The organism is Bacillus sp. NEAU-242-2, assembly GCF_027853835.1.
Classification (GTDB): Bacteria; Bacillota; Bacilli; order Bacillales; family Bacillaceae; genus Bacillus; species Bacillus velezensis.
In genome coordinates this window covers 743,814-768,198 of the sequence record NZ_JAPNNY010000001.1, presented here as the reverse complement: position 1 = coordinate 768,198, position 24,385 = coordinate 743,814, and the positions used below count along the sequence as shown (strand labels likewise).

The 24,385-nt window shown below is 46.7% G+C and carries 33 protein-coding genes; 28 read left to right on the top strand and 5 right to left on the bottom strand.

The annotated features are described in order from the left end of the window. Positions 1–12: 12 nt before the first annotated feature. The 4 genes from OWN49_RS03135 to OWN49_RS03120 all read left to right on the top strand — a co-directional run bounded on the left by OWN49_RS03135 (position 13) and on the right by OWN49_RS03120 (position 5,488). Positions 13–1,404, top strand: a complete 1,392-nt coding sequence (locus OWN49_RS03135; protein WP_049589350.1) for an MFS transporter — start codon at positions 13–15, stop codon at positions 1,402–1,404. A gap of 70 nt (positions 1,405–1,474) precedes the next feature. Further along, positions 1,475–2,473: a LacI family DNA-binding transcriptional regulator gene (locus OWN49_RS03130; RefSeq protein WP_070081665.1), complete on the top strand. Its 999-nt coding sequence runs from the start codon at positions 1,475–1,477 to the stop codon at positions 2,471–2,473. Positions 2,474–2,548: 75 nt separating this feature from the next. Further along, positions 2,549–3,982 (top strand): tagaturonate reductase, encoded by a 1,434-nt coding sequence (locus OWN49_RS03125; protein ID WP_077722091.1) that lies wholly within the window; start codon positions 2,549–2,551, stop codon positions 3,980–3,982. A gap of 12 nt (positions 3,983–3,994) precedes the next feature. After that, positions 3,995–5,488 carry a UxaA family hydrolase gene (locus OWN49_RS03120; protein WP_077722092.1) on the top strand — a complete coding sequence of 498 codons (1,494 nt, stop codon included), beginning with the start codon at positions 3,995–3,997 and terminating at the stop codon, positions 5,486–5,488. A gap of 33 nt (positions 5,489–5,521) precedes the next feature. Here the strand turns inward: OWN49_RS03120 and OWN49_RS03115 are convergent, their stop codons facing one another. Both OWN49_RS03115 and OWN49_RS03110 read right to left on the bottom strand, forming a co-directional pair. Further along, positions 5,522–6,286: a sulfite exporter TauE/SafE family protein gene (locus tag OWN49_RS03115; RefSeq protein ID WP_015388360.1), complete on the bottom strand. Its 765-nt coding sequence runs from the start codon at positions 6,284–6,286 to the stop codon at positions 5,522–5,524. 148 nt (positions 6,287–6,434) lie between these two features. Next, positions 6,435–6,902 carry a DinB family protein gene (locus tag OWN49_RS03110; protein WP_017417598.1) on the bottom strand — a complete coding sequence of 156 codons (468 nt, stop codon included), beginning with the start codon at positions 6,900–6,902 and terminating at the stop codon, positions 6,435–6,437. A gap of 204 nt (positions 6,903–7,106) precedes the next feature. Here OWN49_RS03110 and OWN49_RS03105 point away from each other — a divergent pair, with 204 nt between their 5' ends. The 3 genes from OWN49_RS03105 to OWN49_RS03095 all read left to right on the top strand — a co-directional run bounded on the left by OWN49_RS03105 (position 7,107) and on the right by OWN49_RS03095 (position 9,462). Continuing rightward, positions 7,107–8,243, top strand: a complete 1,137-nt coding sequence (locus OWN49_RS03105; RefSeq protein ID WP_087920760.1) for a Rap family tetratricopeptide repeat protein — start codon at positions 7,107–7,109, stop codon at positions 8,241–8,243. Continuing rightward, on the top strand, positions 8,233–8,367 hold the full coding sequence (locus OWN49_RS03100; protein WP_003154881.1) for a PhrA family phosphatase inhibitor: 135 nt from the start codon (positions 8,233–8,235) through the stop codon (positions 8,365–8,367). Before OWN49_RS03105 ends, OWN49_RS03100 begins: the two co-directional genes overlap by 11 nt. A 141-nt stretch (positions 8,368–8,508) precedes the next feature. Continuing rightward, positions 8,509–9,462, top strand: coding sequence for an N-acetylmuramoyl-L-alanine amidase (locus tag OWN49_RS03095; protein WP_077722093.1), 954 nt, complete (start codon positions 8,509–8,511; stop codon positions 9,460–9,462). Positions 9,463–9,500: 38 nt separating this feature from the next. Here the strand turns inward: OWN49_RS03095 and OWN49_RS03090 are convergent, their stop codons facing one another. After that, complete coding sequence (locus tag OWN49_RS03090; RefSeq protein WP_007610770.1) at positions 9,501–9,878, bottom strand: PH domain-containing protein; 378 nt, start codon at positions 9,876–9,878, stop codon at positions 9,501–9,503. Between the two features lie 108 nt (positions 9,879–9,986). Between OWN49_RS03090 and OWN49_RS03085 the strand changes: the two genes are divergently transcribed. Next, positions 9,987–10,592 (top strand): poly-gamma-glutamate hydrolase family protein, encoded by a 606-nt coding sequence (locus tag OWN49_RS03085; RefSeq protein ID WP_077722094.1) that lies wholly within the window; start codon positions 9,987–9,989, stop codon positions 10,590–10,592. Then, positions 10,582–10,731, top strand: a complete 150-nt coding sequence (locus OWN49_RS03080; protein WP_172614616.1) for a hypothetical protein — start codon at positions 10,582–10,584, stop codon at positions 10,729–10,731. The genes OWN49_RS03085 and OWN49_RS03080 overlap by 11 nt, the downstream gene beginning before the upstream one ends. 15 nt (positions 10,732–10,746) lie before the next feature. Here the strand turns inward: OWN49_RS03080 and OWN49_RS03075 are convergent, their stop codons facing one another. Together OWN49_RS03075 and xre are read right to left on the bottom strand one after the other, a co-directional pair. After that, the gene (locus OWN49_RS03075) at positions 10,747–11,337 is read right to left on the bottom strand and encodes an ImmA/IrrE family metallo-endopeptidase (protein WP_003154873.1); all 591 of its coding nucleotides are present in this window, start codon (positions 11,335–11,337) and stop codon (positions 10,747–10,749) included. 148 nt (positions 11,338–11,485) lie between these two features. Beyond that, a complete protein-coding gene (xre, locus tag OWN49_RS03070) occupies positions 11,486–11,824 on the bottom strand; it encodes an HTH-type transcriptional regulator Xre (protein ID WP_003154871.1) in 339 nt (112 codons plus the stop codon). 191 nt (positions 11,825–12,015) lie between these two features. On the opposite strand from xre, the gene OWN49_RS03065 reads away from it, so the two are divergent. The 19 genes from OWN49_RS03065 to OWN49_RS02975 all read left to right on the top strand — a co-directional run bounded on the left by OWN49_RS03065 (position 12,016) and on the right by OWN49_RS02975 (position 24,353). Beyond that, a complete protein-coding gene (locus tag OWN49_RS03065) occupies positions 12,016–12,195 on the top strand; it encodes a hypothetical protein (RefSeq protein WP_003154869.1) in 180 nt (59 codons plus the stop codon). Next, positions 12,185–13,012, top strand: a complete 828-nt coding sequence (locus OWN49_RS03060; protein WP_077722095.1) for a phage portal protein — start codon at positions 12,185–12,187, stop codon at positions 13,010–13,012. Before OWN49_RS03065 ends, OWN49_RS03060 begins: the two co-directional genes overlap by 11 nt. After that, positions 12,912–13,712, top strand: a complete 801-nt coding sequence (locus tag OWN49_RS03055; protein ID WP_063174228.1) for an ATP-binding protein — start codon at positions 12,912–12,914, stop codon at positions 13,710–13,712. The genes OWN49_RS03060 and OWN49_RS03055 overlap by 101 nt, the downstream gene beginning before the upstream one ends. Then, entirely contained in the window at positions 13,712–13,879 is a 168-nt protein-coding gene (locus OWN49_RS03050) for a hypothetical protein (RefSeq protein ID WP_095836059.1), read from the top strand. The genes OWN49_RS03055 and OWN49_RS03050 overlap by 1 nt, the downstream gene beginning before the upstream one ends. A gap of 97 nt (positions 13,880–13,976) precedes the next feature. Beyond that, positions 13,977–14,318, top strand: a complete 342-nt coding sequence (locus OWN49_RS03045) for a hypothetical protein (RefSeq protein WP_039251797.1) — start codon at positions 13,977–13,979, stop codon at positions 14,316–14,318. Beyond that, positions 14,308–14,511 carry an XtrA/YqaO family protein gene (locus OWN49_RS03040; protein WP_003154859.1) on the top strand — a complete coding sequence of 68 codons (204 nt, stop codon included), beginning with the start codon at positions 14,308–14,310 and terminating at the stop codon, positions 14,509–14,511. The genes OWN49_RS03045 and OWN49_RS03040 overlap by 11 nt, the downstream gene beginning before the upstream one ends. Before the next feature lie 113 nt (positions 14,512–14,624). Next, positions 14,625–15,137, top strand: coding sequence for a sigma-70 family RNA polymerase sigma factor (locus OWN49_RS03035; protein ID WP_017417605.1), 513 nt, complete (start codon positions 14,625–14,627; stop codon positions 15,135–15,137). Between the two features lie 112 nt (positions 15,138–15,249). Continuing rightward, on the top strand, positions 15,250–16,047 hold the full coding sequence (locus OWN49_RS03030; RefSeq protein WP_025851819.1) for a terminase small subunit: 798 nt from the start codon (positions 15,250–15,252) through the stop codon (positions 16,045–16,047). Further along, complete coding sequence (locus tag OWN49_RS03025) at positions 16,044–17,342, top strand: PBSX family phage terminase large subunit (protein WP_077722096.1); 1,299 nt, start codon at positions 16,044–16,046, stop codon at positions 17,340–17,342. The genes OWN49_RS03030 and OWN49_RS03025 overlap by 4 nt, the downstream gene beginning before the upstream one ends. A 48-nt stretch (positions 17,343–17,390) precedes the next feature. Further along, positions 17,391–18,770 (top strand): phage portal protein, encoded by a 1,380-nt coding sequence (locus OWN49_RS03020; protein ID WP_088037172.1) that lies wholly within the window; start codon positions 17,391–17,393, stop codon positions 18,768–18,770. Between the two features lie 31 nt (positions 18,771–18,801). After that, the gene (locus OWN49_RS03015; protein ID WP_015417286.1) at positions 18,802–19,647 is read left to right on the top strand and encodes an XkdF-like putative serine protease domain-containing protein; all 846 of its coding nucleotides are present in this window, start codon (positions 18,802–18,804) and stop codon (positions 19,645–19,647) included. 26 nt (positions 19,648–19,673) lie between these two features. Further along, complete coding sequence (locus tag OWN49_RS03010; RefSeq protein ID WP_003154848.1) at positions 19,674–20,609, top strand: phage major capsid protein; 936 nt, start codon at positions 19,674–19,676, stop codon at positions 20,607–20,609. Positions 20,610–20,625: 16 nt separating this feature from the next. After that, a complete protein-coding gene (gene yqbG / locus OWN49_RS03005) occupies positions 20,626–21,009 on the top strand; it encodes a protein YqbG (protein ID WP_070081674.1) in 384 nt (127 codons plus the stop codon). Next, on the top strand, positions 21,006–21,362 hold the full coding sequence (locus OWN49_RS03000; RefSeq protein WP_003154844.1) for a DUF3599 family protein: 357 nt from the start codon (positions 21,006–21,008) through the stop codon (positions 21,360–21,362). Before yqbG ends, OWN49_RS03000 begins: the two co-directional genes overlap by 4 nt. After that, entirely contained in the window at positions 21,359–21,862 is a 504-nt protein-coding gene (locus OWN49_RS02995) for an HK97 gp10 family phage protein (RefSeq protein ID WP_043867016.1), read from the top strand. The genes OWN49_RS03000 and OWN49_RS02995 overlap by 4 nt, the downstream gene beginning before the upstream one ends. After that, positions 21,859–22,305: a hypothetical protein gene (locus OWN49_RS02990; protein WP_039251775.1), complete on the top strand. Its 447-nt coding sequence runs from the start codon at positions 21,859–21,861 to the stop codon at positions 22,303–22,305. The genes OWN49_RS02995 and OWN49_RS02990 overlap by 4 nt, the downstream gene beginning before the upstream one ends. Continuing rightward, positions 22,302–22,511, top strand: a complete 210-nt coding sequence (locus OWN49_RS02985) for a hypothetical protein (RefSeq protein ID WP_003154839.1) — start codon at positions 22,302–22,304, stop codon at positions 22,509–22,511. The genes OWN49_RS02990 and OWN49_RS02985 overlap by 4 nt, the downstream gene beginning before the upstream one ends. After that, a complete protein-coding gene (locus OWN49_RS02980) occupies positions 22,511–23,908 on the top strand; it encodes a phage tail sheath family protein (RefSeq protein ID WP_044053125.1) in 1,398 nt (465 codons plus the stop codon). Before OWN49_RS02985 ends, OWN49_RS02980 begins: the two co-directional genes overlap by 1 nt. 1 nt (position 23,909) lies before the next feature. Beyond that, a complete protein-coding gene (locus OWN49_RS02975) occupies positions 23,910–24,353 on the top strand; it encodes a phage tail tube protein (RefSeq protein ID WP_003154837.1) in 444 nt (147 codons plus the stop codon). Positions 24,354–24,385 lie beyond the last annotated feature (32 nt).

The window sequence follows — 24,385 nt, the reverse complement described above, 5'->3', positions numbered from 1 at the left end:
AAGAGGTGGCCTATGAGTAATGTGCCTGTCGTGACAGCACCTGCCGCAAAAGTGAAGGAGCATAAGCTGAGTCTGAAAGAAAAAGTATCCTATGGTTTCGGAGATTTTGGGAACGGATTTATGTTTGATCTCGGGCAGATCTATTTGCTGAAGTTTTTCACAGATGTCGCAGGCATTCCGGCAGCGTTCGCCGGCAGTATTTTTTTGGTCAGCAAGCTGTTTGCGGCTTTGACTGATCCGATTGTCGGCTCGGCCATTGACTACAGAAAAAAGATCGGACCCCGGGGGAAATTCAGGCCGTACTTATTATTCGGAAGTATTATTCTTGCGGTCATGACCGTATTGATTTTTGTGTCACCGGACGTGAGTGTCACCTGGAAGCTTGTGTACGCCTATGCTTCTTACATGCTGTGGGGGGTCGCTTATTCTTTCGTCAATATTCCGTACGGCTCCCTCGGTGCAGCCATTACACAGGATGCGGAGGACAGAACGGCGCTTTCCGCATTCCGCCAGATCGGCTCTCTCGGCGCGCTGCTCATTACAAGTGTCATCGTCATCCCGATTCTCGTTCATTTTGATAACGTTCACATCGGCTACCCGGCAGTTATGGGAATGATGGCCGTAATCGGAATCGCGGGATTTATGATCTGCTACCGAAACTGCAAAGAAAGAATTATCGTCCGTGAAGCGCCGAAAGAAAAGCTGTCCGTCATGTCGGTTTTCAAATGCTTTATCGGCAACAAACCGCTTCTGACTGTCGTTTTCATGACGATTTTCTCAATATCGGCATATAACATTAAATCCGCTATGCTTGTTTACTTCGCCCAATACAATCTCAACAATGCGGAGCTGATGTCCTACATGAGTTTTATCATCATCGGTTCTTCATTTTTAGGTGTGTTGTTTATGCCGAAACTCGTCAAACGCTTCGGAAAAAAGCAAACAGTGATGATCGGTTTTGCCGTCAGCGCCGCGGCTGATGCGCTGAATTTCTGTCTCCCGTCAAATGTATATATCTTTACGGCGTTAGCGAGCATTGCTTTTATCGGGATCAGCATACCAAACGGCATTACGTGGGCGCTTGTGTCGGACATTATTGATTACGGAGAGTGGAAGACGGGTGAACGGAAGGAGGCGACGACATATTCGCTTTTTAACTTCTCCAGAAAACTCGCCCAATCTTTATCAGGTTTTCTTTCAGGCATCGGGCTGAGCGTTATCGGCTATATCCCGAATGCATCTCAGACAAAAGGCACGTTAATCGGGATTAAAGGGCTTCTGCTGCTGTACCCGGCTTTCGCTTTAGCGTGCGCCATGCTGATTATCGGTTTAATGTATAAACTGACGGACCGGCAGCATGCCGAGCTCGTTCAGGACTTACATCATGCAAAACCTCAACTTTAGTGATTTTATGGACTGTCCGTTAATGGTACAATAGAAATAAATGACAGCATACAGAAAGAAAGGAAAAACGATGGTAACCATAAAAGATATCGCAAAACTCGCCAACGTATCCCACACAACCGTATCCCGGGCACTTAACGGCAGCCCCTACATTAAAGAGCATACAAAACAGAAAATATTAGAGCTCGCTTCACAGCTGAATTACACACCGAATGTAAATGCAAAAAGCCTTGCCATGCAAAAGTCCCATACGATCGGACTGTTTTTTACAAGCATCACCAACGGAACCTCACACAGCTTTTTTTCCGATACCATCAAAGGTGTAAACCGCACAATCAGTGAGGAATACAATTTGTTCGTCCGCGCGATTGACGATCTGAAAAGCTTTGAAACCATTACGCCCATGAGATATGACGGAATCATTTTAATGAGCCAAAGCGACAGTGATAATTCATTTATTTATCATATCCGCGAGAAAAACATCCCGCTCGTCGTGCTGAACCGGGACATTGATGACCGGAGCATCACGAATATCCTGTCAAACGATAAAGAAGGCTCCAGACAGGCGGTCGACTGCCTGATCGCAAACGGACACAGAGATATCGCGATCATTGAGGGAAAGGAAGGATTCAGGTCAACTTCTCAGCGGAAAGAAGGCTATTTGACATCTTTAATTGATCATTCTATCCCGATTAAGCATGAATACAGTGTAAAAGGCCGCTATGATATGGAAAGCGGCAGTCAGGCGATGGAAAAACTTTTGGCGCTTCAATCACCGCCTACGGCTGTTTTTTGTTCAAACGATGATATGGCGATCGGGGCGATGAATACCATTTTCGCCAAAGGCCTGAACGTTCCGGAAGATATATCCGTTATCGGGTTTGATGACATCGGCATTTCTCAATACATGACACCGAGGCTTTCGACCGTAAAACGCCCGGTTGAAAAAATCAGCATACTCGGCGCAGAGAAGATTTTGGCGCTTATCACCGACCCGGATACGGCGGCGGAAAAAATATACGAAAACACCGAGGTGATGATAAGAGACTCAATTAAAAAACTCACATAACAGCCCGTCTGAATATCCGGGTTTTCGTACGGGAAAATGTTAACGTGTGCATAAATGCAGAAGGAGGCGGACAGCTTGCGGCAGCTGAATAAAAAGATGTTGGTTGAATACATTCAATATCCTGAAAAAGTCCTTCAGTTCGGCGAAGGCAACTTTTTGCGGGCCTTCGCTGATTGGCAGATCGATCAATTGAATCAATTGACGGATTTTAACGGAAGCGTGGTCGCCGTACAGCCGAGAGGCTCTGAGAAAATAAAACGTTTAAACGAACAGGACGGTTTGTTTACGCTTTTTTTGCAGGGGATAAAGGACGGAAAACCGGCTGAAGAACACACGATCGTCAAATCCATCAGCCGCGGCATTGATCTTTTTTCTGACTATGATTCCTTTAAACGGCTGGCAGCACAAGAGGATCTTCGTTTTATCATCTCCAATACGACAGAAGCGGGAATTACGTTTGAGAAAGGCGACCGGCTTGAGGATAGACCTCAAAAAACATTCCCTGGGAAATTAGCGGCGTTCCTTTATTTCCGCTATAAGGCATTTGCGGGTGACGCCGAGAAAGGGTGCATTGTGCTTCCATGTGAACTGGTCGAAGAAAACGGACGGAAACTGAAGGCGGCCGTGCTTCAATATGCCGGGCTGTGGGAGCTGGAGCCTGATTTTACTCAATGGATTCATGATGCGAACATTTTCTGCAATACCCTCGTGGATCGGATTGTTCCGGGATTTCCTGTTGATACCGCTGAAGAACTTACCGATTTTCTCGGATACGAAGACCGTCTGCTTGTGGTCGGTGAGCATTATTATTTGTGGGTGATAGAAGGGCCGGAACAGCTTCAGAATGAGCTTCCTTTTGCTGATGCCGGGCTGAACGCACTGATCACGTCTGACCTTACGCCTTACAGGACAAAAAAGGTGAGAATCTTAAACGGCGCTCATACGGCATTGGCGCCAGTGGCTTTATTATACGGACTGCAAACCGTCCGGGAAGCGGCTGAGCACGAGGTGACGGGCAGATTCATCGAAGAGCTGATCAATGAAGAAATCCTTCCCGTGCTGCAAATGGAGGGTGTCACCCAGTATGCGGCAGATGTGTTACACCGGTTTAAAAACCCTTATATCCAACATTATCTGCAAAGCATCACCCTTAACGCCGCCGCAAAATTCAAAACAAGAAACCTGCCGACGCTGAAGGCTTATATCGAACAGGAGGGCCGGCTTCCTGAGAGGCTGGTATTTTCATTCAGCGCCATGATCTATTCATACTGGAACGGGCCGAACAAACCGGCAGACGGCGAGGAGGTTCTGAACCGTTTTCAAATGGCTCGGTCCCGTTGCAAAGATGATATGTTTCAAGCGGCATTTACTATATTAGGAGAAGAGCGACTGTGGGGAAAGAATCTGAACCATCTTCCGGGACTGACTGAACGAACGGCTTTTTTTCTCTCTGTCATTCATAAGCGGGGGATGAAGCATGCGTTACATGAATGCTGCGGCAATAAATAAGGGGGAAGTGAAATGAAAGAGGTCATAAAAATCCATAAAAACGATAACGTGCTTCTCGCTATGCGCCATTTTAACAAAGGGGAGCGGCTGCATACAGACGGACTGACGATTGAAGTGAAGGACCCTGTAAAGCGGGGGCATAAAATCGCGCTGCAAACCATTGAAGAAAACGGCAGCATCATTAAATACGGTTTTTCGATCGGGCGTGCGACAAGGCGGATTTCGGCCGGCGAGCATATTCATACCCATAATCTGCAAACAAATTTATCCGATGTGCAAGAATACACGTATTCACCGCGCTTCGAGGACAATCCTTTTACAAATGAGAACCGGACATTTCAAGGCTACAAAAGAGAAAATGGTACATCCGGCGTTCGGAATGAACTGTGGATCGTGCCTACAGTCGGCTGCGTAAACGGCGTCGCTGAGAAAATCCTGCAGCGCTTCGTAAAAGAGGCGAAAGACATTGCCCCCTTTGACAATGTGCTGGTTTTAAAACACCAATACGGCTGCTCCCAGCTTGGCGATGATCATGAGAATACGAAACAAATGCTGATAAACGCCATCCGTCATCCAAATGCGGGCGGTGTGCTGGTTTTAGGGCTGGGCTGTGAAAATAATGAGCTGGCGGCAATTAAGGAAACGCTTTCTGAAGTGAACGGAGATCGGGTGAAATTTCTCGAATCACAGGCTGTCACAGATGAAATTGAAGCGGGAACAGCGCTTCTTAAAGAGATACACCTTGCGGCAAAGGGAGATAAACGTGAGGAGATTCCGCTGTCAGAATTGAGCATCGGATTGAAATGCGGCGGATCGGACGGTTTTTCCGGCATCACCGCAAACCCTTTATTAGGGAGATTTTCAGATTACTTGATTGCACAGGGAGGGAGCACGGTCTTAACGGAGGTGCCTGAGATGTTCGGCGCTGAGACGATTCTCATGCAGCGTGCGGCGAGTGAAGAAGTGTTTCATAAAACAGTCCGATTGATCAATGATTTCAAGCAATATTTTATGAAGCACGAGCAGCCGATTTATGAAAACCCGTCACCAGGGAATAAGGAAGGCGGCATTTCAACGCTCGAAGACAAGTCGCTCGGCTGCACCCAAAAAGCCGGTCTTGCACCGGTTTCTGATGTGCTGACATACGGTGAAACACTGAAAACAAAGGGATTGACACTGCTCAGTGCGCCCGGCAATGATTTAATCGCTTCTTCGGCGCTCGCTGCGGCGGGCTGTCACCTCGTGTTGTTTACAACCGGAAGAGGCACGCCGTTCGGCACATTTGTCCCGACTGTGAAAGTATCAACAAATACCGATTTATTTCAATCAAAACCTCATTGGATTGATTACAACGCGGGGAGATTGGCGGAAGACGAAACAACAGAAGATCACATTGTAAGAGATTTTATTCAATACATTATTAACGTTGCAAGCGGACAATTCGTCAATAACGAAAAAAACGATTTTCGGGAGCTTGCAATCTTTAAGTCCGGTGTGACGTTATAAGAGAAAAGGCGATCTGACAACAGACCGCCTTTTTTAGATTAATTTTATCCCGCTGATTAAAATAATCGCCGCCATCACAAACTGCAGCGGGCGCGGTGAGAATTTCGGCGAAAAGAAGCTGCCGAGAAGCACACCCGGCACAGAGCCGATCAACAGATTCAATACAAGCAGGTAATCGACGCTTCCGAAGCTTGCGTTTAACAGACCGGCAACAGTTACGAGCAGAAAGGCATGTGCGATATCCGTTCCCACCACTTCTGCCGTTTTCATTCTGAACAGGTATAACATGGCGATCGCAAATAATGAGCCGGACCCAATAGATGTCAGGCCGACGATGAAGCCGAAAATGACGCCGATCAGTATCATGAGTGTCCGCTTTTCTTCAAGTGTTTTTTGCTGCCAGCGGTTCGGCCGCAGTTTTTTATCGAAAAAAAGGCGGGCGATAATGGAAATAGCGACAAGGGTCAGCACGTAGCCGAGCGCCTGTTTGATAATCTGCTCCTGATGCTGGTGAAAAGCGGGAAACAAGTGAAGAATACCGATGGCGGCTGTTGCGCTGGGAATGCTCCCGAGCGCCAAGTAGCCGACAAGTTTAAATTGAACGGTGCGCTGCTTCCAATGAGAAACGACACCGAACAGTTTGGTGATGGAATTATATAAAAGGTCAGTGCCGACGGCGATTGAGGGGTTGATCCCTAAAACGATCAGTAAAGGAGTCAAAAGCGCCGCTCCTCCCACACCCGTCAATCCGACCAGCGTTCCGACAAAGAAACCCATAAACACAATGCTTACAGTCATCTGTGTGCCTCCTGAATAATCCTACTATTTTTATCAGATTATATATGATTAAGAGGCGGTAATCAATTAAATTTTCGGAAAATTTTATACAGAACAAAAAAATCCGCCTGCCTGCTGTTATTTCGCAGATCGGCGGATGATGGCCGGATTATGATTTTTGCTGATAAAACGGAAGTTCCGTGTGGCCCATTTCTCTGACATACACGAAAAGATTGCCTTTATGATGAATTTCATGCTCCATGGCAAGCTGAAGGAGAGCCGCGCCGGTTATTTTTCTGCCGAAAGAGGCAGTCAGGTCAATTTCGCGGTTCAGCTGCTCTTCAGTCAGCTGTGACAGGATGTTTGTCGTTTTTTCAGTACATGCTTCAGCCAGTTTGACGAGGTCTGTTTCCGCTTCTTCTTTCGGTTTGTTCTGGATAGCTGATCCGTTTCCGTCGTTAATGACGTTTGCAAACATAAGAAAAGAATAAACGATGTGTTTTACAAGTTCCTGAGCGGACATTGATGTCTCTGCCGGCTTGTAGTCGTAATGCTCGCGGCTGATTTTTTCCGCCAGCTCAATCGTCACGTTTCGATGTGACAGAAAGTGGCTGACCAATTGATTTTGTGCTGTCATGTGAAAACCCCCATTTAATACAGAATAAAAGCTGCAAGGATATGCTATATCAACGGCACGGAAGAAACAAGCAATAAGCTTGTGATGGAGATAAATCGTTGCGGATATCCGAAATTCGACAATTGCGGTCTTTTTGCGTTCTTCTTTTTCTAGCAATTATGATAAAATATGACATATCTCGGTCATTCCAAAAGGGGGGATTTATTGAGGATGAAGCAGACTATTCCGTCCTCTTTTGTCGGGCTCAAAATTAATGAATGGTATACCCATATCCGGCAGTTTCACGTCCTTGAGGCGGAGCGCGTCAAACGTGAAGTAGAGAGAGAGATTGAGGATATGGAAGAAGATCAGGATCTGCTGCTGTATTATTCATTAATGGAATTCAGACACCGCGTCATGCTGGATTACATCAAGCCCTTAAAGGAGGACCCTTCTCAGCCTGAGTTTTCAGAATTATTGGAAGACATTGAAGGCAACCAGTATAAACTGACAGGACTGCTTGATTACTACTTTAATTTTTTTCGAGGAATGTACGAATTTAAACAGAAAATGTTCCTAAACGCCATGATGTATTACAAACGGGCTGAAAAAAACCTTGCACTCGTTTCTGATGACATCGAGAAAGCTGAGTTTGCTTTTAAAATGGCCGAGATTTTTTACAACCTGAAACAAACCTACGTCTCCATGAGTTATGCCGTTCAAGCCCTTGAAACGTACCAATCGTATGAGACGTACAACGTCCGCAGAATCCAATGTGAATTCGTTATTGCAGGGAATTATGATGACATGCAGTATCCAGAAAGAGCATTGCCCCACTTAGAACTTGCTTTAGATCTTGCAAAACAAGAAGGCAATCCCCGTCTTATCAGTTCAGCCTTATATAATCTCGGAAACTGTTACGAAAAAATGGGAGACCTCTCTAAAGCAGCCGAATATTTTGAGACATCCGTTTCCATTTGCAGGTCAGAAAAGTTCGATAATCTTCCGCATTCTATTTACTCATTAACACAGGTTCTTTATAAACAGAACACTACAGCCGAAGCAGAGAAGCAATATCGCCTCGGGCTCAGTATCGCCCGCGAATACAATGATGAATTGTTTGTCAATCTGTTCCAATTTTTGCATGCGTTATACGGCAAGGAAATGGATAACGCATCCGTCAGGCACACGTTTGATTTTCTGGAAGAACACATGCTGTATCCGTATGTGGAAGAATTGGCGCATGACGCTGCCAAATTTTACATGAAACACGGACAGCCTGAAAAAGCGCTCACGTTTTATGAAAAAATGGTGCACGCCCAAAAACAAATCCAGAGAGGAGATTGTCTATATGAAATCTAAACTATTGTCAGGATTGCTGCTTGTTGCTGTCGGGTTCAGCTTTACACAGGTGATCGGCCATGAAAGCCATTTGGAAAACCAAGCGGACGGCACATTCCATATTGCCGCGCGCAACCAAACATAACATAAAGACCCTTCTTTGGAAGGGCCTTATTTTTTGCATGCGTATCCATTCCATTTTTATCCGAATGCAGGGTCTATATACTCAGTTATCTGTCCTACGAATGCCACCTATTGATGAAAAAGGCATAAGGAGAGATGAAGAGTGGGGATTGAAGTGAAAAAACGGCTCGTATCGGCTGATAAATATGCGTTAAAATGTCCGAATCCGATGACGCCGGAGTATATTACCATTCATAACACGGCAAACGACGCATCCGCCGCTAATGAAATCAGCTATATGACGGGAAACAGCGAATCAACGAGCTATCATTTTGCGGTTGATGACAAAGAAGTGATCCAGGGAATTCCGTTGGACCGGAATGCCTGGCATTCGGGAGACGGCACGAACGGTACCGGAAACCGAAAGTCGATTGCTATAGAAATCTGTTACAGCAAGTCAGGCGGCGAACGGTACAGAGCCGCAGAAGAACTGGCGATTGCGTTTGCGGCGCAGCTTTTGAAAGAACGGGGCTGGGGGATTGACAGAATCAGAAAGCATCAGGACTGGAACGGAAAGTACTGCCCGCACCGCATTTTGTCTGAAGGCCGCTGGGATGAAGTGAAGGCGAAGATTGAAAAGAAATTAAGCGGAAGTATGACGGCGAAAAAAGCCTCTATTTCTTCTTCCGCGTCTGAGTACCATGTGAAAAAAGGCGACACCTTATCGGAAATCGCCGCATCGCACGGTGTCAGCGTAAAATCGCTGCAAAGCATCAACCATATCACCGATCAGAATCACATTACAGTCGGACAAGTGATCAAGCTCGCTCAGACGGGTTCTTCTTCAAAAAGTCAGGCTGTGTCTTCCTATCCGCTTCCATCCGGTGTGATCAAAGTGACGAAACCGCTGACGAAAGGGACAAACGTAAAACAAGTGCAAAACGCTTTATCCGCTCTTTATTTTTATCCCGATAAAGGAGCAAAAAATCATGGGGCGGACGGCGTTTACGGCCCGAAAACGGCAAATGCCGTAAAACGTTTTCAATCCGTCAGCGGATTAACGGCAGACGGAATTTACGGCCCGAAAACGAAGGCGAAAATTGAAGAAAAACTGTAATCAAGAAAACGGAAGCTCCCCGGGCTTCCGTTTTCTTCTTACATACAAACTGCGGCAAGGGCCTTTTGAATATCATAAATGCTTTCATCTTTTTTAAACTGCTTTGAGACAGCGGGAAGTTCCGCGCCTGAAATCCAAATTTTCAGCTCTGAATCAAGGTCGAAGCGGCCGGCGGTTTCTACGCTGAATCTGGAAATGCTCTTGTACGGAATGGATTGAATCTCCGTTTTCTTCCCCGTGAGTCCCTGTTTATCAACAAGAATAAGACGCTTATCCGTAAAGACAATGATATCTCGGACAAGCTTAAATGCGGCGTTGACATTCTCACCTTCCAGCAAAATACGGGCCAGTTCTGCTTTTGCTTCAGCCGTCGATATTGTCGACGCATTGCCCAGCAATCCGTTGATGAACCCCATAATATCTCCCCCCTGATACGTATTCTATCAATCATACTATAAAAAGGTTTCCATTCCCAGATGAGTAGAGTAAACTGGTGCTGACTGGAAAAGGAGAGCATGTTACACATGAAAGATAGATATGACAATTTCGCAGCCCTTTCCGCTGCTGAATCGGAATACAGAATTATTTATGAAGAAAAAGAGGGAAGTAAATGTATCGTCCTCGCTCCCCACGGCGGCAGGATTGAGCCGGGTGTCAGTGAGCTGGTGCAGGCATTTTCTGACCAAAGCTCAATTTATTTATTTGAAGGGACGAAGCGGTGCGATAACCGTTCTCTCCACTTGACAAGCACACGCTTTGACGAGCCTCTGGCTTTAGAAAAAGTGGCCGCCCATCATTACGCATTGGCTTTTCACGGGTATCATGATCTGAAAAAGGCAAATACACTCGTCGGGGGCGCGGATCTGGAAAAAGCAAGACTGATTTGTGATCTGCTGCGTGAAGCGGGATTTGATGCCGAGCTGACAGAGAAGAATGATCGGCTGGCAGGTGTAAATCCCGGCAACATTGTCAATCGGACAAAAAGGAAAATGGGGCTGCAATTGGAAGTGAGCACGGCGCAGAGACACGCGCTGTTCAGCAATTTTGGCTGCCGGGTAGAAAAATACACGCCAACCGATCTGTTTTTTCGGTATGTAGAAACCGTGAAGGCCGGTTTTTATGATAAATGAACAGGGGGCCCGTTCTTACATTCACTGGAGCTATGCGGTGCATGAAGTGCTTGGCGGGCAGCACGGTGATTACAGCGTCATGATGCAAAAACCTTTTCTCCGATGTCAAAATGATGACATTCTGCCGGCTGTGTTCTAAGCCGGCGGAGAATCGCTAATTTTCAATAAAATACGGCGTTTTTTCTTCAGCGGCATGCAAGTGTGTCTGTCCGCTTCCATAATACACATTCGGCCGCTTGTCGGATAACAGACAAGCGAGCCGCTTCTGAAATTGAATACCTGCTTTACGCCGTTCAAACAGCTCGAGCCTTTTTTCCGCAAATGATGCCGTCACCCGGAAAGCGGCTGCGATTAAAATAACGGCGTGGCTCCTCCGCTGGGGCAGCTCCATGTTTAACAGCATAAAGGTCGGCACACAGAAGTGGTACATAAAATGGTTGGCCTGAAATTCCTGCAGTTCCCTGAACAGCTTGTTCATATGAAAATGGTTCCCGGTATGCTTCAGCACATGGCACAGTTCGTGCGCAAAATCCTGCCATTGCTCTTCGGGTGACTTTTTTTGATTCAGGACGATGCTGTACATGCCGTCCCGCTTCAGCATCATACTGTGCGTATCTTCAAAATGAATCCAAATGTCAAGCTCCTTGGCAATCATCTGCATATCAATATGGAGAGGGGCGGTCATTCCCATGCGGCAATATAAGTTTTTGACGTATTCCTCAAGATGTGTTAAAAAATCGCCCAATTGAATACACCCTTTCGAACATATGTTCTTTTTTAAGCGAGAAAGAAAAGCCCTGATCGGACTTTGAATCAATTCCCTTTTCTTTTAAAAATAAACATTCAGCTTTTATATCGGCTGAACGTTAAGCAGTTTAAAGGAAAAGAGCGGATTATTTATGTTTCGGCCTGCGGTTTTTCTCTTTTTCTTTTAAATAATTAATGAATTCAATGGCCTGCTGCTTGCTTTCCGGGGAAAAGTCCTGCATGTCCCGATATGCGATCTGCAGGTCGGGATCGGCAAACATGTCTTCATCTGAAGGTTCTTTTCCGGTTAACAAATAATCAGTCGACACTTTGAAATAATCCGCAAGCTTTTGCAGCGTGTCGTAATCGGGTTCAGATCGGCCGTTTTCATAATGAGAATATCTGGCGCGCGAGACACCGATATGATTTGCGACTTCTTCTTGCGTTTTCTTACCTCTGAGACTCTTTAATCTTCCGCCTATCATCCGAAATGACCTCTCTTTTTTCAACACCCTAAGTTACTTATGATTATAGATACAAAATGTATCAAAAGAAAGAGATGATAAAAAAAGTATCAAAAAGGTCTTGATGATACGAAATGTATCGTATATAATCAACATCATAGAGATACAAAATGTATCAAAATGCGATAAGAAATTGATCAGGAGGGTGAGAGATGCAGCCGATAATCATCCGTTTCAGCAGCAATCCGGCTGACCAGAGATGTTTAGGAAAAGCAGGCGGTTCGATATCTTTTACCGCTTGCGGACTACCGGTATTCCGATTTGATAACCGATTGCAGTATGAGCGCTATATACGTCTGAAGAAAAATGGAGACGTCCCTTATGAATCGTAAAAGCTACCCGTTTTTCATCTATTCCGGATTATTGAATTCTGAACATTATGACAAAATAGGGTCCGCCATTTGGCTGTTTTTATGGTTCATCAGCTCAACGACAAAGGAACATGTAAAAGACGGCGTAAAGTGGGGGATCGTCCTCGGACATAAGCCCGTAAAAGCAAGAGAAATGGCCGATGTATTCGCGGTCAGCGAAAAAACCGTCAGGCGGTGGCTCGAGAGCTTGGAACAGCATGAGTATATCAAAACCGTCCGCGCCCCTTACGGACTCATCGTCTCCGTAAAGCACTCGAAAAGATTCACGCCGAAAAAGACATTAACCCGCCCGGAAGCAACTGACCGGACAATATCGGCGGATCACCGGGACAAAAATGTCCGGAGAGAAATAGATATAACAAAAAATCATACTGCTGAAGAAGCGATTAACGACATTGCCGCCCATTTTATCAGATTAAGGTCTGCACAGGAGGGGCGGAGCGTATATCCGTCGCCCCGGGATTATCAGGCCATCGCCCGTATTGTTTCCCTCGGTGCGTCAGCACAAGAAGCAATCAAATGGCTCGGCGAATGCTTTACCGCTTTTGAACAGCGGCGCACCTCTTCAGCTGAAACGATCAAGGCTTTCAGCTATTGCGCCAAGTTTATGGAAGACCGCTTGAATGCACGAATTGCGGGAAGGACAATCACAACAAAAAAAGAGAGGAATACGATACATGACAAAACGAACGATCGAGCAGATTCTTGCCGACCTGAAAAACGGAAAACGTCCATTACTGGCGGACAGACCGGAAGAATCAGACAAAAGCCGCTTTGACTGCCCGCTCTGTAAAGATCAGGGCGGTTATCTCAAAAACCAGCTGGGAATGGAAGTATGGGTTAAGTGCCGCTGCGCCGCCGAACGGAAAGTAGAACGCATTCTCGGCGCAAGTGAGATTACAGATGCCTTTCGGAAGCTGGATTTCAAAGGATTTATCACGCGGGGCAAGCCTCAGGCAGTCGTCGACGCATATGAGTGCGCCCTTGAATATGTTGAGAACTTCGACAAGATGAAAAACTGCCGGAAAAACAGCATTGCCCTTTTAGGGCGTCCGGGATCGGGAAAAACCCATCTTTTGACCGCTCTCAGCAATTATGTCATGAGACAGAAGCAGACACCGGTGCTGTATTTTCCTTTTGTGGAGGGCTTTACGGATTTAAAAAATGATTTTGATCTGCTCGATGCAAAGCTTGGCCGTATGAAACAGGCGGATGTGCTTTTTATTGACGATCTGTTCAAACCGCTGAACGGAAAACCCCGGGCGACCGATTGGCAGATTGAACAAATGTACGCCGTCGTGAATTACCGCTATTTAAATCATAAGCCGGTTCTTATCTCGAGCGAGCTGGCATGTGACGGATTGGTGCAGGTTGATGAAGCCTTGGGCACAAGAATTTATGAGATGTGCAGCGATTATTTAGTCATCATTAATGGCAATTCATTTGACGTAAACCACAGATTAGAGGGGGCGAGATAATGTGTAAGCTGTGCGGGCCGAAGAAGGTCATTGTGATGGAAACGGGTTTCGGCGCTGTCTTTCACCCTTGCCCGAACTGTAAAACAGGCACTGATTTAACGCCGGTCATTAAACGGCTTGAACGAATGGTTCAAGACGCAAAAGCGAGGCTTGATGCACGTGTGTAAATATATCAAATGGCTTTTTTGCCTGCTGTTCAGGGCAAAACGGATAGAAAAGCAAATTGAAGCATGGCATGAGGCTGATGGAAAGTGAGGATCACCATTGCAAGAAAAACACAGCCCCGCTCCATGGCGGGCCGTACACAGCGGAGAAGAAAAACCCATTTACATTTATTCCGCTTACAGCGAAGCGGATAAAGAGAAGTTCCCTTATTCAAACGGAAGGCTCATCGCGGCCGTTTTCAACTTAAGTTCATACTCACAGCAGATCAACGCGGCATTGATGGCGAAAGCCCCGGAACTCTTTGAGGCGGCCGAAACGGCTCTCCGCCTGCTCCGGGGAGAAAGTTCTGAAGAAAAAGAAGCGTTCATAAATAAGCTCGGAAGCCTCATACATGAAGTGAACATTTTGAAAAAGACGGAGGACGTAAAACATGAATCCTAAAAAACTGACTGACATTGAACATACAACATTAAAAAGCCAGCTGGAAGAAGGCAAGGTTCGGGTGATTATAGTAGACGGACTGAAGAAGGAAGCATGGCTCGCCGAAGCGCCGGAGCACGGCAAAACGCTTGTCGAAACACGAAAAGGGGATCTGGCCCGGGTCGAATATGAAATCGGCTTTAAATTGAATTAATCGAAAAAAACAGAATACGTCCAAGACGGAAAGCCTGCGGACACTGATCAATCGCGCACATGCTGCGCATTGGTTGGTGTCCTTTTTTTGTTCCGAAAAAGAGGAGGATCTACATGGAAGACTTACTATTTGAATATAAACGCACGCTGAAAGAGACGAAAAAGTGGTACAAGCAGCTGGAGGCAGCCGATGAAACGGTGCTTACTTCAGAAGAACTGAAAGATAAAAAAATCATCAGAACGATTATTACAGATTTGGAGTATGTCATCGAATGGCTTGAAAAAGGCCGGCAGCCCGGCATAAGAAGAGCGATAGACCGCAGAGACGCTTATCAGAGAATGCTCATTAAAGATCCGAGAATCATAGAAACCTATTCGCAGGCGCTGATGTTTGAACCGTCCGCAAATGTGACTGAAGAAGACAGAATCAGACTGCGGGACGCATTAGCCGTTTTAACGGATAGAGAAAAAGAAATGCTGCTGCTCCACAAAGCGGAATGCTTTTCGTATGAACGGATCGCCGCCTTGCTGAATGTAAAGAAATCAACCGTACAAACGACGGTCAAACGGGCGCTTCTGAAAATTCAAAAACAGCAGGAACAAAGAAATCAATCGCCTGCTTCATAAGTTGTCATACGTTTGCCACCTAGAAGTGAATAGTAGATCACAAAAAGCGGCCCGATTAGAAGCCGCTTTTTATTATAGACAATCATGTCGGAGGTGGCGGTGATGCCGTAGCATGAAAAACGCAAAAAGAGAACAGGCATTTACAATCTATCAGTCTCATAAAGGCCGCATCACAAATCGCGCCCTTGCCGGCAAATCAGGCGTATCCGCAAGAACGATCGGCAGATGGAAAAAAGAAGGGCGCTGGGACGAGGCGCTTAATAAGAACGCGGAAAGCGGCGGAAAAAACACCCCGGGCGAAGGTGATGAGTTAAACGAACGCCAGCGGCTGTTTTGTCTTTATTATGTGAAAAGCTTTAACGCCACCCAATCTGCGATAAAAGCCGGGTATTCACCGGAAAGCGCGCATGTGACGGGAAGCAGGCTGTTAAAAAACGAAAAAGTCGCTAAAGAAATCAGCCGCATGAAAAAGGAAATGGTCAATAAAGTGTTTGTCGAAGCGATGGACGTTCTTCAAGTCTATGTGAAAATCGCTTTCGCCGACATTACCGATTATGTAACCTTCGGAAAAAAAGAGGTTCAGGCCTTCGGAAAATCAGGGCCGCTCTTTGACGAAAATGATAATCCGATTATGCAGGAGATCAGCTACGTTGACGTTAAAGATTCGCACCTTCTGGACGGAACCATCGTCACGGAAGCAAAACTCGGGAAAGAAGGCATTGCAATAAAGCTTGCCGACAAGATGAAGGCTCTTGAAAAGCTGTCCTTGTACTTTGACCTTTTCCCCGATCAATTTAAACAAAAAATCGAAAATGAAAAATTAAAGCTGGCTCAGCAGAAGATGGAAAAAACAGAAGACAGCCAAAAGCCGATTGACATTGTCATTACGCGGAAAGAGGAACGGTCATGATTGAAAAAGCGGTCAACCCGCGCTTTGAAGATTATTTGTTCAATTGGAATGAAACGTACCAATTTCTCGTTGGAGGCTACGGCTCGTCAAAAAGCTATCATACCGCGCTGAAAATCATCCTGAAGCTGCTTCGTGAAAAGCGGACGGCCCTTGTCGTGCGGGAAGTATTCGATACGCACAGGGATTCTACGTTTGCCTTGTTTGAAGACATTATCGGGGAGCTTGAGCTGGGACATGCCGTAAAGGCCGTTTCTTCGCCGATGCAGCTGAGATTTTCAAACGGAAGCCGGATTATGTTTAAAGGGATGGACAACCCGGCCAAATTGAAATCCATTCATCATATTTCACTGATTTGGATTGAAGAATGCTCTGAAGTGAAGTATGAAGGCTTTAAGGAGCTGATCGGCCGTCTGCGTCATCCCGAGCTTTCGCTGCATATGATATGCACCACAAATCCCGTCGGCACCTCCAATTGGACGTACCGGCATTTTTTTCGTGATGACCAAAAAAAACGGTTCGTATTGGATGATCAGACGCTGTATGAAAAAGGCACCGTCGTTAAGGGAGATACGTATTACCACCATTCCACAGCGTGCGATAATCTGTTTTTGCCGAAAAGCTATATTAAGCAGCTGGACAGCTTACGGCATTACGATCCTGATTTGTACCGGATCGCCCGCAAAGGACAGTTCGGCGTCAACGGCATCCGCGTGTTTCCGCAGTTTCAGGTCATGGAGCACAACGAAGTAACGGAGCGGATTGCTTCCATCAGGCGCCCCCTGTTTCGGACGGGCATGGATTTCGGTTTTGAAGAGTCATACAATGCGGTCATTCGGCTTGCCGTCGATCCGGATCAAAAAGATCTTTATATTTTCTGGGAGTATTACAAAAACAAAATGACCGATGATCAGACAGCTGAGGAGCTTCAGGAATTGGCGGATCAAAAAGAGCTGATCAAAGCGGATTCGGCTGAGCCGAAAAGCATCCAATATTTCCGCAGGCAGGGATTTTGCATGGTCGCGGCCAAAAAGTTTCCGGGCTCAAGACTTCAGTATACAAAAAAGCTGAAACGGTTCAGACACATCTATTGCTCAGACAGCTGTGAAAATACGATCCGCGAATTGCAGAACTTAACGTACGCAAAAAACAAAAACGGCGCTCTGTCGGAAGATGAGTTTTCGATTGATCCCCACACACTTTCAGCCATTTGGTATGCGCTGGATGACTATGACGCGGCGGATCTGAAAGATGCATCACAAAAACGGAGACGTCCGAATCGGGAAAGGAGGAGATAGGCGTTGCCGAACTATCAAAACGTTAGAGCCACCGTCTTTAAATCAAAAATGGCCGCGCCGCAGGCAAGGCAGATGAACGAAGATCAATTTGCCGATCTGTACGGCGAAGACATCATTTCACCGCCCTATAATCTCATTGAACTGAAAACAATCGCCGAATACTCGACGATTCTTCAGCAGTGCATTGACGCGTATCGGGTCAATATTACGGGTTTTGGGTTCGATGTGGAATATACCTTTGATGTAAATAGCCCAGATTGCTCCCCGTCAAAAAAGGCCCGGGCCGAAAAAAACTGGATGAAGCTGGAGAGCTTTTACAAATGTCTTCATTTTGATGAATCGGCCGAGACGGTCCTCGGATATGCGATAGAAGACCGCGAAAAAACGGGCAACGGTTTCCTCGAAGTGCTTCGGGACGGCGCGGGAAAACCGGCGGGGATTGAATATCTGGATGTAAAACATATGCGCGTCTGCGGTGTGACTGATCCCGTTGAAGTTACATTTTCATATGAAGAAAACGGCGCATCCAAAACGATTAAAAGGCAAAAACGGTTCCGTAAATATGTTCAGATGCTGAACGGTCGGAAAGTGTTTTTTAAGGAATACGGCGATCCCCGCATGATGGACATGAGAACCGGCGAATACGTAAAGACCCTGTCTGAAGAATACCGGGCAAATGAAGCCATTCACTTAAAAATCGGCAGCGGCACTTACGGCATTCCGCGCTGGGTCGGCAATATCGTCAATCTGTACGGCGCCCGGAAAGCGGAAGAACTGAATTTTATGTATTTCAAGCAGGGCCGTCATGTGCCGGCCGCCATTACGGTTGAAAACGGCATGCTGTCAGAAACCTCGTACAAAGAGCTTCAGGATTATATGAATGACCTGGAAGGGGTGGAAAACGCCCACAAATTTCTGCTGATTGAGGCGGAAGGCATTGCGAAGGAAAAAGACCTTCACGGAGGCGAAGACATTACGCCCGTGTCTGTTGAAATTAAATCACTTGCGGAAATTCTGCAGGATGATGCGCTGTTTCTTGAATATGACGACAAAAGCAGAAATAAACTCCGTTCCGCTTTCCGTCTCCCGCCGCTTTATACGGGAGAGGCGCAGGAATACAACAAAGCCACAGCCGATACGGCACGGAAAATCACGGAGGAGCAGGTGTTTCAGCCGGAGCGGAAAACGCTGATTAATAAGCTCAACACGTTATTTTTGCCTGAACTGGGTCTCCACGATGTACAGCTCACATTAAAAGGGCCTGATTTTCGCGATCCGCTTGAAATTGCGAAGGTGCTTACGCCATTTATTTCCGCCGGCGCGGTCTCTCCTAATGACCTCCGTGATCTGGCGGGAAGAGTGCTCGGCAAGACGCTTGAGGAATGGCCTGAAGAGTACTACAGCCGGCCGGTGCTGAAAGGGAAATAGGAGCAATCCTGAAAGGGGGTGAAAACATCTCGTGCCGAGAGAATTGAGAAATGCCGTCATCAGTTTTGTGAGCTATGTCGATAAGGCGGCGAACCAAACGGAATTCTTTTTTACAAAATCAGCCGGAGGCCTTCCGTCATTTGAAAAAAAGGTGCAGGTGTTTACAAAAAACGAATCGGATGAGCAGAAGCTTGTTTACGGCATCGTTTACGAGCCGGATGTCCCCGATGCACATGGCGATTATATGACGGCTGAAGAGATTGAAAAGGCCGCTCACGGTTTTTTGGCGGACGCCCGCAACATCGATACAAATCATAACTTTGAAGGCGGGACCGGCGAGGTGGTGGAGTCGTACGTCGCCCCGGATGACTTTGAAATCGGGAATGCTGTGATCCGGAAAGGATCTTGGGTGCTTGTCACCAAAGCTTCCGATGAAGTATGGGATCAGATTAAAGCCGGTATCATTACGGGCTACAGCATGGCGGGAACCGCTGACGTTTACGAAGAGCCGGCAGAAAAGCAAGCCGGCTTATTCGGCGCGGTCAAGCAATTTCTCGACCGTGACCGCAAATCAAGAAACCGCAAGGGAGAGGACTTGAACAAGATGAGAAAAGAAGACGTAAGAGAATCGATTGAACACGCGCTGCACCCGCTTTTAAAGCGGCTTGACAGTTTGGACCAGAACACGGAAGACAAAGACGGGGCGGCTGCGCCGTCTGATGAAGAAAAGCTGAAAACGCTTGTTGAGGACATGCTGGCGCCGATTATTAAACGCATTGAAGCGCTTGAAAAAGTAAGAGGCGCATCAAAGCAGCCGGAAGAAGAGACGGGCGGCCAAGAGCCTGTTAAAAAATCCATTTGGAGCGGACTGCTTTAAGCCCAGTCAGAAGGAGGAACTGTAGAGTGAGAAATCAAGATATCATCAGAAAGGCGGAAATGTCACTTTCCGCTTTAAAAAGCGGCGGTTTAATGAACCCCGCACAAGCTTCAGCATTTATCCGCATGGTGCAGAACACGCCGACCATTTTCAGCGAATCGCGTGTGATTCAAATGGAAAATGACTCGCAGAAATTTGAAAAAATCGGTTTCGGCCAGCGTATTCTGCGTGCCGCTGAGGAAGGAAAAGCTTTAACTGACGATCAGCTGACCGTCCCGTCAACAAGTACGGTGCAGCTGAATACGAAAGAAGTCATTGCGGAAATTAATATCACCTATGACACGCTTGAAAACAATATTGAAAAAGACGGCCTGCAGCAGACGATCATGCAGATTTTGGCGGAGCGGGCGGCAGTCGATATTGAGGAGCTTGTCGTAAACGGCGATACATCTTCTTCTGATCCGTACTTGGCACAGCTTGACGGAATCCGAAAGCAGACTGTATCTCACGTCATTGACGGAAACGGGGAAGAGCTGTCCAGAGCCACATTTAAAAAAGGCTTAAAAGCCATTCCGGCAAAATATTTGCGACTGCCTCAGGAATTCAGATTTTACACATCTCAAGGCATGGAGATTGAATGGAAAGACCGTGTGGCTGACCGTCAGACCAATCTGGGAGATCTTGCGGTGCAGGGCGGTTTGTCTTCAGCATTCGGCGTTCCGGTCAAAGGAGTGTCCAATCTGCAGCCGTACTCAGTCGGAGAAGGTGATTCCCAGTACGATGCGTCTGACATCATTTTGACTCACCCGAAAAATATCATTCTCGGTTTTTCAAGAAATATCCGAATCGAAGTAGATAAAGATATTCGCAGCCGCAAATTTATTATCGTACTGACGGCTAAACTTGACAGCAAATTTGAAGAAGAAGATGCAAGCGCCAAAATCGTAAACGTTAAAGAATAAGACGGGGGTGGCAGTTATGTTAATTCAGCCGTCTGACGTTGTTTCATATTCAGTTTATGATCAAGTCAAAAACAGGCCGGAGGCGCTTCTTATACAGGACATTCTGGAGGCGGAGGCGGAAGCGGCCAGAATAGCGGGGCATTCGTTCACTGACCCTGTTTACTCACCGCTTCCCGAAAAGATTAAGCTTGCGTTATTAAAGCTTTCTCAATATTTTGCGCTGATCAACCAGAATGAAGCAGCCGCTTCCGCCTATCAATCTGAAAAGATAGGCGACTACTCGTATACGGTGGCAGGTGAAGGCGGAATCAGAAAACCGGCGGTGCACCATCTGCTCTGTGAATATATCGCGCCGGGTTATTCCCCGGTTTCTGCACACGCAAAGGTGAGGCCTTTATGAGCTACGAACGGCTGCTCACTGACAGATGCGATATTTATCATGAGACGGTGTCAGTTCCGAAGGCCGGACGCTTCGGGATTCCCGCCGAAAAGCTCCAGCCTGTCTTTTCTTATCCGGAAGTGCCCGATTATGAAGACGTGCCGTGTCTGTTTGTTGAAAAACAGCAGCAGCTTATTCAGCTTGAGCCTGATCATAAGGTATATCAGCGGTTTCTCGTTCATTTTCCGAAAGAGGCCGTTGTGCGTGTCAATGACAAAATCATTTGGGAAGGCCAGGCGTATATTCTGGAAATGCCGAAGAAAGCAAGACAGCACCATTGGGAGGTTATCGCTGTGAGAGATGACAGACTATGAACATAAAAAACCTTGAACAATGGAATCGGTCGCTGCAAAAGGCATCATCTGGAGAATTTGCCCGTCAGGCAGGCGAATGGCTGGAACAGTCAGGAGAGGATTTTCTCGACTTGGTACGGGAGGAGCTTATTCATTCGGGAGGGATTGATACAGAAAGCCTGCTGTCTTCTTTCCGAAAAGGAGCGCAGGATCATGTATGGATCATTGAAAACGGGGGACTGACCCTTGAAATCGGCACCAATGTAGAGTATGCCTCATTCATAAATGACGGACATTGGACCGTCTCAGATGAAAATGTCAGATGGGTGCCCGGGTATTTTCAAGGCTCCCGGTTCATCTATGATCCGTCAGCTTCAACGGGAATGGCGCTCAAAAAACAGTGGATCAGCGGAAATGGGTTTTGGGACAAAGCCCTTCTTTTGTATGAAACACTCTTCGCCGAATCGCTGGATAAGCGTTTCAATCAGTGGCTTAACACGTTGGGGGGAGATATCGGATGAATCGCGAAACCGGTTCAATCGCCGCTTTTTTGTATCAGCAATGCGGCGTGCCCGTATATGAAAATGAACTGCCTGAACAATTTCAGGTGCCGTCACTTTACATCCCGCCCCCGTACGCTTTTGACGAGAATGACACAGTCTCCACCTTTAAGAAGACATACAGTCTGAATGTGAAGCTGTTCCATGCCGACTCGGTGCAGGCGCTCTATGCAGCCGACCGGATCGCCGATGCGGTGAGAGAATCAAGACAGCTGATCCCGCTGCTTACGGAATCAGGGGAGGATACCGGTGATTTCGTCCGCATCAGCCGTATCGAAACAAGAGTCGGAGACAAAGGCGAGGCAGTGATCACCATCCGCTGGACGAGCCGCTACTACTATCAGAAACAAACATCTCCCGCACTGCGGGATGTGGACATTAACAGCGGGGTGAAACAAAAGTGAAACAATATAAAAAGAAAAACGCCGCAACTGCGGAACGAGCGGTTCTTTATGACACGGCGGATTTAACAAAGCACGCGAAGGAGCTTTTCGGCGTAAAACCCGAGATTCTCCAGGGGGCTTTATTCGGCGTGAAGCAAAAACAAATGACAAAAGCGCAAGCCAAGTCTTACATTGAAGCATTTTTAACCAAGGAGGTCATGCAATAATGAATGGCGGAACATTTACGCAAGGAAAAGAAAAAGAACGTGCCGGAATCTATTTTAACTTTAAAACAACCGCCCAGGAGCGGGTATCGATCGGTGAACGCGGGATTGTCGCCCTTCCCGTCGCATCCGGCTGGGGGGAAGCGAAAACATTCGTTTCCATTTCAAGCGTTGAAGATTTGAATAAAAAAGTGGGGCTCAGTATTGAAGATCCGTCACTGATTCTGCTTCGTGAGGCGAAAAAGAAAGCAAAAACCGTTTTGATGTACCGTCTGACAGAGGGAATCAGAGCGAGCGCAGATCTTTCGCAAGGTGTTAAAGCAACCGCTTTGTACGGGGGTTCAAAAGGAAATGACATCATCATCCGCATCAGTGAAAATGTCCTTGATCAGACCGCTTTCGATGTGACCACTTACATGGATGAAGCGGAAGTTGACAAACAAACGGTGAAAAAAGCCGAAGAATTAAAAGCAAACGGCTATGTCACATTTACGGGAACGGGCGAACTGTCGGCTTCCATCCCGCTGACAGGCACTGAGGAAGAATCCGGGGAAACGTTAAACCCGCAGGCAGGCATCCGTCTCGCGGGAGGAACTGATAAAGCACCGGTCAACTCAGACTATACGGATTTTTTAGCTGCGGCTGAAACGGAGAATTTCGATGTCATTGCTCTTCCTGTCGCGGAAAACGATCAGCTGAAAGCGACATTTGCCGCATTCATTAAACGCCTTCGCGATGCACAGGGACAGAAAGTGCAAGGGGTGACTGCCCATTACAGCGGAGATTATGAAGGCATTATCAATGTGACTGAAGGTGTGCTGCTGGAAGACGGAACTGAGATTAAAGCTGAAGATGCGACCGCCTGGGTGGCAGGCGCAAGTGCCAGCGCCGCATTTAATCAATCCTTAACATTCGTTGAATACGAAGGCGCCGTCGATGTGCTGCACCGCCTGACTCATGATGAAGTGATCGAACGTCTTTCCAAAGGTGAATTCCTTTTCTCTTATGATGCCCGTGATAAGTCAGTCAGCGTTGAAAAAGATATCAACTCATTGGTGACATTTACGGCAGAGAAAAACAAAAAGTTCGCGAAAAACAAAATCGTCCGTGTGCTTGATGCGGTGAATAACGATTTGACACGTGAACTGAAAGCCTTAATTAAATCGAAAAAAGGCACCGGAAGCGATCTTCCAGCGACAAATGACGGCCTTCAATTCGTCAAAACGATGATTATTCAATATTTGACAACGCTTCAGGATGCGGGCGGCATCGCTAACTTTGATTCAGACAAAGACATTACAATCGGCCTTAATGAAGACCGCGACGGCTTTTTAATCGATCTCGCCGTGCAGCCTGTGGATGCGGCAGAAAAATTCTACTTTAATGTGGAGGTAAACTAAGATGGCATTAAAAGCGCAAAACACAATTTCAGGAAAAGAAGGCCGTTTATTTCTCGACGGAGAAGAGATGGCGCATATTAAAACGTTTGAAGCAAACGTGGAAAAAAACAAATCAGAAGTAAACATCATGGGCCGCCGCATGACGGGACATAAAACAACAGGCGCCAACGGAACGGGCACGGCAACATTCTATAAGGTCACATCCAAATTCGCTGTGCTTATGATGGATTACGTGAAAAAAGGCAGCGACCCGTATTTTACGCTGCAAGCCGTTCTTGACGACAAATCATCAGGCCGCGGAACAGAACGCGTCACCCTGTATGACGTCAACTTTGATTCTGCAAAAATCGCCGGACTGGACGTAGACTCAGAAGCGCTCGAAGAAGAAGTGCCGTTTACCTTTGAAGATTTCGATGTGCCGGAAAAGCTTTCTGAAACGTTTTAATCAGGATCATTATGAGTGAAACAGGCCTTTAA